The organism is Weissella kandleri (assembly GCF_001438705.1).
GTDB lineage: Bacteria > Bacillota > Bacilli > Lactobacillales > Lactobacillaceae > Weissella > Weissella kandleri.
The window spans coordinates 277,799-284,704 of the sequence record NZ_JQBP01000003.1 but is presented as its reverse complement, the minus strand read 5'-3'; the positions used below and the strand labels follow the sequence as shown (position 1 = coordinate 284,704).

Annotated in this window: 6 protein-coding genes and 2 tRNA genes; all 8 read left to right on the top strand. The window is 34.2% G+C overall.

The window, feature by feature from the left end:
• Positions 1-61 precede the first annotated feature (61 nt).
• The 8 genes from IV73_RS04570 (at position 62) to IV73_RS04535 (ending at position 6,842) form a co-directional block, all read left to right on the top strand.
• Positions 62-135 (top strand) — tRNA-Ile (locus IV73_RS04570).
• A 28-nt stretch (positions 136-163) separates the two neighbouring features.
• Positions 164-251 (top strand) — tRNA-Ser (locus tag IV73_RS04565).
• An 899-nt stretch (positions 252-1,150) separates the two neighbouring features.
• Positions 1,151-1,306 carry a hypothetical protein gene (locus tag IV73_RS06630; protein WP_162258961.1) on the top strand — a complete coding sequence of 52 codons (156 nt, stop codon included), beginning with the start codon at positions 1,151-1,153 and terminating at the stop codon, positions 1,304-1,306.
• A 104-nt stretch (positions 1,307-1,410) separates the two neighbouring features.
• Positions 1,411-2,382, top strand: coding sequence for a hypothetical protein (locus IV73_RS06770; protein ID WP_057755494.1), 972 nt, complete (start codon positions 1,411-1,413; stop codon positions 2,380-2,382).
• Between the two features lie 426 nt (positions 2,383-2,808).
• A complete protein-coding gene (locus IV73_RS04550) occupies positions 2,809-3,174 on the top strand; it encodes an iron-sulfur cluster biosynthesis family protein (RefSeq protein ID WP_057755490.1) in 366 nt (121 codons plus the stop codon).
• Positions 3,175-4,091: 917 nt separating this feature from the next.
• Entirely contained in the window at positions 4,092-4,961 is an 870-nt protein-coding gene (locus IV73_RS04545) for a helix-turn-helix domain-containing protein (RefSeq protein ID WP_057755488.1), read from the top strand.
• A gap of 78 nt (positions 4,962-5,039) precedes the next feature.
• Positions 5,040-5,708 carry a glycoside hydrolase family 73 protein gene (locus IV73_RS04540; RefSeq protein WP_057755485.1) on the top strand — a complete coding sequence of 223 codons (669 nt, stop codon included), beginning with the start codon at positions 5,040-5,042 and terminating at the stop codon, positions 5,706-5,708.
• 9 nt (positions 5,709-5,717) lie between these two features.
• The gene (locus IV73_RS04535; RefSeq protein ID WP_057755484.1) at positions 5,718-6,842 is read left to right on the top strand and encodes an ATP-grasp domain-containing protein; all 1,125 of its coding nucleotides are present in this window, start codon (positions 5,718-5,720) and stop codon (positions 6,840-6,842) included.
• Positions 6,843-6,906 lie beyond the last annotated feature (64 nt).

Sequence of the window (6,906 nt, the reverse complement as noted above, 5' to 3'; positions counted from 1 at the left end):
TGGCTAGTGCTCCAGCCTTCCAAGCTGGGAATGCGGGTTCGATTCCCGTCGTCCGCTCTTTGGGCCTGTAGCTCAGCTGGTTAGAGCGCTGTGTTGATAACGCAGAGGTCACAGGTTCGAGTCCTGTCAGGCCCATTTGTTTAAGCTGTACTTAAACATGCTTGGGGACATACTCAAGAGGCTGAAGAGGCGCCCCTGCTAAGGGTGTAGGTCGGGAAACTGGCGCGAGGGTTCGAATCCCTCTGTCTCCGTAATATCAAAAATTAATGAATGTTAAATCCCGTTATATCAACGTAATTGTTGATATGGTGGGGTTTCTTTTATTTATACATATAAGTGAATCAAACTAAATTGAACCGAATACACATCAACTGTGTATTTTTGGTGTGTATTTTTTTGAGACTTTTATAAGTTAACTAAACTAATAAAAAGATCCGCAGTGGTCGCTTTCATATCTTCGGTTAAAACATCATCGTGGCTAAGCTGATACTGTAATTGTTTGATGTTTATTCTAGTTTGATCTGAAAATGTGGCATAAGTGTGTTTGAAGCCGTGAATTTTAGTTCTAGGAAGATTAACTTTCTTAGTTACATTTTCGCATCATTTTCTAGGATTTTGAAAATTGATGTAAGAGTTGTAGGTCGTCTTTCGTAAAAACCAACCCAGTAGCCTTCTGACCGTTTTTTAAGAATTGATGTAGAATTGAAGCTTGATAATGTTTAAGCACGTCTATGGTTCGTTTATTGAGTCTTACGACACGATTACCGGCTTTGGTCTTAGTTGTAATTAAAATAACGTTCCAATATTTATCAACTAACATAAATACAATTAATCAGAAAGACAAATGAGATAAAATCTATTGACTTAAAGCGGAAAAAATTAGAAAAGAAATTACATAATGAAGATTAATTTCAATTACAGCGATATTATGAATGTATGAGACGCTTGCATGGTAAAATAGGTAAAAGTAGAGAGTGACAAGACACTTAAATGAGCTCTACCTTTCTCAATTAGAAAAAATACGATGCTTCAATCTGTACGGTGCAAATTCTTACTTACTATAATTTAAAGTATTGACTTAGGTTTTTAATTTTTTTGTTATAATATTATAGGGTATGTAAGCCTGATAATTTATAAGGAGGTGTGCATTATGAATTTTGATGACATTAAGGATAAAGCACAAGATGCACTACATGACGTTAACGTTGATGATTTGAAGGACAAGGCCGAAGGTTTTATTGAAGATAATAAAGATAATATTGATGGCGCCGTTGATAAAATCAAAGGAATGTTTAATAAAGATTAATATAAGAGCAGCAACTTAGGTTGTTGCTTTTTTGGTGTTTATTTAAAGGGAGAATTAGCGTATAGTTTATTTTATTGTGTTTTCGTAGAAGAGGAAAAAATAATATGAAGATAATAAAGAATGAATTATTTAATTATTTAATAGGATATATCTTTGTAGTGATGATGGTGCTCTTGTCGTCTAAAACTAAAGATATACACCTAGTTTTACCAGAATTTGCAGTATTATGTGTAGGTGTGTTAGGGATAAAAGAGAGTCATTGGATAGTAAGTCCATACAAAATTGTAATAATACCATCTATTACTGCTTTGATGGGTTATTGTGTTAATTTAATTAATATGGATTATATTTTGAAAATTATTTTAATAGTAATGCTCATGTTACTAGTATTGAAAATAGCTAAGTCGCGATTAGCACCTGCATTTGCAACGGGGTTACTGCCGATTATTACTAATACAAATCACTGGTATTTTATTATAATAGTTATTTTTTTGACAGGACTATTAATGCTTGGTGTTTTGATAAGTGGAAGTCATAAAAATATCGAAGACAAAATAAAGCCAATACAACATAATGAAATCCGTCAATATTTGGTTATTTTATTATTATGGTCATTTTTAGTTCATTCAATTGGAATAGATATTATGATTGCAATTCCACCTGTATTGGTATTGTTGTTAGAAGTAATTCAAAAAGATATATATACAAAGGGTAACTTTATAAAGCAAGTAATGATTTTAACGACTATTGCATATATGTCAGTCGTTAGTCATATTATGATTACGGATAATGATGTGTATATTTTATGGATGTTACCGTTAATTTATATAATTTTAAAGATCTTTAAAATCACGTTACCAGCTGTGTATGCTTTTCCGCCACTTATGTTAGTAATACCAGAATCAATGGATCATTACATTGGAATGTATACACTATTATCAAGCGTTTTTACATTAGGATGTGTTTATTTAATAAAAAGATTAAATCAAGATAAAATTAAATTACATATTTCAAATCAAATTAACTTTTTAAAAAATATAGTTAAAGAAGGAAAATTGTTAATATTAAATAAGTAGCGTCTGATTAAATTCAGGCGTTTTTTGAATGGTGAAAAAGGTGCAACATCTATGGATAAAGTCAGACGTTGCCAAACGACTGACCAAAATTATCTTTAATGTTTTTAAGCCAGATAAAGCTTTTTGGAAGAGGATAGATCAATCATTAAAAAGATCTAAGGACGGCAAAGGTTACAACATACGCAAAGTGACCAACGTAAAAACTTTAGATTAATAAGCGTTTAGTAAATGTTTCTAAGCACTTTTATTATGCCAAAAACGAGCCCATGGCTTAAAAATAAGTGAGTGTAACAAAATGCAAAACTTCTCTTACATTTTAAAATTGTAATTTTGAAAAAATTTATCCTTGAAAGCTATGATAATTGAAGTTGTCCTTTATTTTGTAAAAAGTTGTATAATTTATTTATAGATTAGGAGGTCAATGATATGTATATTAATTTTACTGATGATGCTATGAAGAGAATTGATCCTATTTTAAATAAAACAGAAAACCGCAGAATTGCGTTGATGTATGAAGATGGAGTTTCACCATACTCTGTTACAGCTGAAGGTGCGATGCAAAATTCATTAGTTATACTGATATTGCGCGATGATCAACCGTTACTACCATGGTTTGATTTGGAAATCGATTCTAATTATGGCAAGATACCGGTGAAAGGCTACGCTAAATCCTACTTAGGCGATCAAATGACTGTACGATTATCTTCCTTTGGTGGGTTAATAATTGATAGCGAACAAGGAATTTTAGATGATAGTGCAATCGTTCGTGATGGAACGGATATGACTGATTAATAAATAAAAGTATTAAATAATGATGTATTCAAAAATAAAACTGATTTGCCGTAGAGCTACGACAAATCAGTTTTTTGAATTTATATAAAATGGAATGTGTTAATGAATACGACCATCCTTATAAAACAAAAAATACGCCAGTGCGTAATATCATTTGATACTGTTATGGCCCAAACTGAAGTGATAATTTTAAATATTACATAAATTGGAGTGAAAATATACTATGTTAATGTTCAACAATTAAATCGTTGGTATAAAGTTATTTAGGACTCTTTAAATGTTACTGACCATTCAATCGACCACAAATAGAATTTCCTCAATATATAACTTTGCTATTACTAGTATGTGCGCTTTGACTGAATTGTTAGGGCGATTTTTTATTTATCTTTCAATGATTTTGATATCCATCTAGAGACATTACAAACGATAAAAGCTATAATAGCTGGGTATTTCAAAAGATATTTACTGACTAAAGAGTTGTTCGTTGATTTATATATTGAGCAATATCGACAGAAAAGATCTTCAAGATAAGGTGAACCAATTTTTTTCCTCAATATGGCACTTCTAAACCAATATTACGATATACTAGTCATAACTTTTGTGGTGAATGGTGAGTCGATGCTTTGCGATAGCAACTCGTTAGAATATATGAACCATACTAGGTTGGCTCCAGCAAGCAAAAACAATTATGATTCACAATAAAAAACGCATCAACATGGTGTTCACAAATAGTTCATACTTTAATGACAAGACTTATGGATGCGATCATAGCGCTTGAAACCTCAATTTTTAACGTAGATTACATGATTAATTTCATTGTAACAATATTTGATGAGAAAAATTTTAATTTTAAGGGTTGTGCTCAAATAAAAAGCCTCATATACTGAGGTATATCTTTAAGGAGAGCGGGGAAGGCGATGATTATCAGAGGCGATTTATTGAGACACCAAAGAGAAGCAATGGGCTTAAGCCAAAGGGCGTTAGCTGAGGGTATCTGTCATCAGTCACTAGTATCGCGAATGGAGAGCGAAGGCCATGTTACAAGTATGGTTATCCTCACTGACATATGTCATCGTTTGCAAATTGATTTAGACAAAATTGTGTCTTTGGAAGAACCAAATTATTTAAACTTAAGTGCAGTACGGCAAGCTATTAATAATGGTGATTATGATATTGCTCGGCGCCTATTAAAGAGAGAATGTAATTTAAAATATTTGCCAGATGAAGCCCGACCTCTCTACCATACGTTACATGCAAGGTTAGAACTTGGTCAACAAAATTTTTTTGGTGCTTTGAATGATTTACAAAATGCGAGTGTGGCGGTTTCACAGACTCAGAAAAATTTATTATTAGAAATTGAGATGGTGACGACCGAAGTTTGGATTAAATTAGAAGATTTTGAAAAAGCTCGTTTTTGTAATCGGATCGCAGTAAAAAAGGTTCGTAATTTCTTGAATAGTCGGAATCGTCAAAATAATTTAAATAATGATTTGATTGTTAGTATTTATCGACAAAGTGCTGATTTAGCGCTGGCTCAGGAAGCAATTTCAACAGCAGAGGATTTTTTAATTCAAGCCAAGTCTTTTGTTTCCAAGTCAACGCTGACCAATGAATTAATTCGGATTAATTTAGTAGAAGGTAAGCTACGAAGCATTAAAAAGGAACGCAAAGAGTCATGTCGGGCATATTTAAGGGCGTATACTACTGCTGAACAATTAGGTGATACAGTGATGATGGAAGACATTAAACCGTATTTGGTTGAGAATAATATTGATTACTTCGATTAAGACAAGTTTATGCTCGATATGGTAAAATAAAGAATTAAAGAATATGATGATTAAAGTATTAAAATTATAGAGGTAGTAATGGGAAAACGACAGAATCGGCTAATGAAAAAAATTAAAAAATTTAAGCTTAGTACCTTTTTTGTTAAAAAAGGGCGGTTGCAAGTAGGCCGAGTACTTGTTGTAGTGTTTATTCTCTTACTTGTAATTGGTAAAGTTTCAGATTTGACGAATCGAAATTATTTTAACTCCAATGTAGATGTTAATAATTTACCGATGAATCAGTTGACGCGTGAACAATTTATTCAACGAATTGCCCCGGAAGCCCAAGATATTCAAACACAAACGGGGATTCGCTCGTCGATTAGTATTGCTCAAGCGGCTTTAGAGTCCGATTGGGGTAAATCAACGTTAGCGTATAAATACAATAACTTTTTTGGTGTTAAAGCTACGGGATCAATGCGCAGTGTTAACTTAACAACCAGCGAGTTTGAGGATGGTAAATGGATCGAAGTGAAGGCCCCGTTTAGAGTATATGATTCTTGGCAAGCATCAATGGAAGATCATGCAGATTTATTAATTCATGGCACCAGCGATAATCCGAAACGCTATGCGAAGGTGATTTCAGGGGTGAATGTAGAGGAAGCTGCGCAAGCATTAGTTGACGGCGGATATGCTACTGATCCGGGCTATGCTAAAAAAATTATGAATTTAATCAACGAATATCAATTGAAACAATATGATCAATAGGAGGGGACTATGGAAGTTTTACCAGGAAGTGTCATTGGGTTGATTGGTCTGAATCAAACTAATCAACAGTTAATGCAAGCCGCACACAATATGGGCTTTACAGTCGCCCTTTATGTTGAAAAAGAATCTGAAACTAAACAAGGTGAAGCGGATTATTTAATGGTTGGTCCGGATACGTGGGAAAGCTTTGTGGGGTTAGCAACCATCGTCGTTTATAATCAGGCTTGGTTATCTGATCGAGTGATGGATAAGTTAGGTGAAGCCAACTTGCCTCAAGGGACTGCGTTGTTAGACTTAACTAGAGATTATTCACTGTCACGCAGCTTTTTTGAAGAAAATGCGATCAATATTGTGCCGTATAAATTGGCTAGTACCCTTGATGAAGTCGCTTTAGCTGCGGGTTCTTTGGGGTACCCGGTCGCAGTTAAATCTATTTTTAAGACGAATCCTATGCCTAAACAGTATGTAATTCAAGGTGCTTACGAAATTGGATTGGTAGCGCCCTTAATTGATGGCGGTCAGCTGATTGTTGAAAATTGGTTAGAAAATGCGCAGCCCTTGATGGTCTCAGCGGTTCGAGATACACGGGGTAATTTGATCCAGTATCCATTGCTTGAAATGCGCGCGCAACCGACTCAACAATGGAATTTAGCCACAGAAGTTGATGAAGAAATGCGAGTGACCATTCAAGAAACCGTTGCCGATTTAGCGAATAAAATCGATTATGTTGGTGGTTTTGATGTTCAATTTTTAGCAACGCCGGAAGGTAATTTATATGTTGATGATCTAGTACCTGGGATTAATGTTGGTGAGTATTTGTCAAAATACACAAGTAATTTTGACTTAGCTACCCAAACAATTCGCGCATTAACAGGGCAGGCATTATTTCCGATTGAAGTTGGTAATTATGCCATTTATCGAGAACTTAGTGTTGAACAATTAGATGTTTTATATGCACAGTGGGGGATTCGCCCTAATTGGCAAACGACTTTGTATGCCGAACCAACGCGTCAAGGAACAGTTGGTAATGTTGTAGTGAGCGGTGATACACCAGCTGAATTACAGACTCAATTAGATTTTTCAGGCGTATGGCAACCTTTAGATGCAGCCAATCAAGAAGCAAAGGCAAAATAATAATGAGGTTATTGATTAGATTAGAATAAGATTCAACTAGGCATAGAAAAAGCGTTTAGCCAGT